Consider the following 1,482-nt stretch of genomic DNA (forward strand, 5'->3'; position numbering starts at 1 on the left):
TGCGCCACATCCGCCCGCACGATCCCCGCCGGGGCCGAGCCCTCGACGAGGCCCGGCATCGCCGACAGCGGCAGACCCGTCGCCGCGACCATCTCCGGCGACCAAGCCCGCGCCGCCACGTCGAGCCACAGCGTACCCGCGCTATCCGACATGTCGGAGAGATACTCGCCGCTCAACCGAAGGCGCAGATAATCCTTCGGCAGCAGCACTTTCGCAACTCGCGCGAAAATCTCCGGCTCGTGGCGCTGCACCCACAGCAGCTTCGGCGCGGTGAAGCCCGGCATGGCGAGATTGCCGGTAATCTGGCGCGAATTCGGCACCCGCTCTTCCAACAGGGCGCATTCCGCACCGCTCCGGCCATCGTTCCACAGAATCGCCGGGCGCAGTACCCGGTCCTGCCCATCCAGCAAGACCGCGCCATGCATCTGCCCGGACAGGCCAAGGGCTTTGACGGCGGCAAAATCCTGGGGATGATCCTGCCGCAAGCGCCGCATCGCCCGGTTGAGCGCCGCCCACCAGGATTCCGGGTCTTGCTCCGACCAGAGCAACTGCGGGCGTTGCACGGTCAGCGCTTCGCTGGCCTCGCCAATCACCCGCTCGTCGCCATCGACCAGCAGGGTTTTAACCGCGGAGGTGCCAAGATCGATCCCGAGATACACGATGCGTCCCTTTGCTTTAAATCCATCAAATGTCGGGGCTTCGCCCCGAACCCCAGCCAAGGGACTTGTCCCTTGGCAATCCAATTTCCTTAATCCTGACCCCCAACTCAGGATCAGTAAAATCGCGGATTCTCAAGGGCCGTCGCCCCTTGAGCGGGGTTGAGGGGCAGAGCCCCTCACTACACTCGACCCCTAAACGAACCGCTGAACCAGATTTTCCAGCATTTCCTGCCGCCCGGAAACGGGCTGCGGCGCGGGGCCGGTGGCGGCGGCATCGGCGATTGCGCTGAGCGAGAGCTTGCCCGAGAGAATGTCGGCCCCGAAGGTGCTGTTCCAACCGGAATAACGGTCGGCGACGAAGGCTGCGAGTTGGCCGTCTTGGATCATCTGTTCGGCGTTCAGCAGCGCGCGCGCCAACAGATCGAGCCCGCCGACGTGGCCGTGCAGCATATCGACGGCGTCGATGGACTGGCGGCGCACCTTGGCGTCGAAGTTGAAGCCGCCGGTGTCGAGCCCGCCCGCTTGCAGGAGGCGGTAGAGCACCAGGGTCGTTTCCTGCAAATCGGTGGGGAACTGGTCGGTATCCCAGCCGTTTTGCGGGTCGCCGCGATTGAGATCGACGCTGCCGAGCAGATTGTGACCCAGGGCGTAGGCGATTTCATGCTCGAAACTATGGCCCGCAAGGGTGGCGTGATTGACCTCGATATTCAGCTTCACTTCGCCCAGCAAACCATAGTTCGCTAGGAAGGCATGAACCGTTGCGCTATCGAAATCATATTGATGTTTGGTCGGCTCGCAGGTTTCGGCTCGATCAGGATTGGTG

The 1,482-nt window shown here is 63.3% G+C and carries 1 protein-coding gene and 1 pseudogene; both read right to left on the minus strand.

The annotated features are described in order from the left end of the window. Positions 1 to 659: FGGY family carbohydrate kinase (locus tag VZ95_RS18465; protein WP_045777167.1), on the minus strand; the 659-nt coding region annotated here is incomplete at its 3' end. A 192-nt stretch (positions 660 to 851) separates the two neighbouring features. Next, a pseudogene (locus VZ95_RS26010) lies at positions 852 to 1,482 on the minus strand (xylose isomerase); the annotation flags it as partial.

Origin of the sequence: Elstera litoralis, from assembly GCF_000963705.1 — a bacterium.
Lineage (GTDB): Bacteria > Pseudomonadota > Alphaproteobacteria > Elsterales > Elsteraceae > Elstera > Elstera litoralis.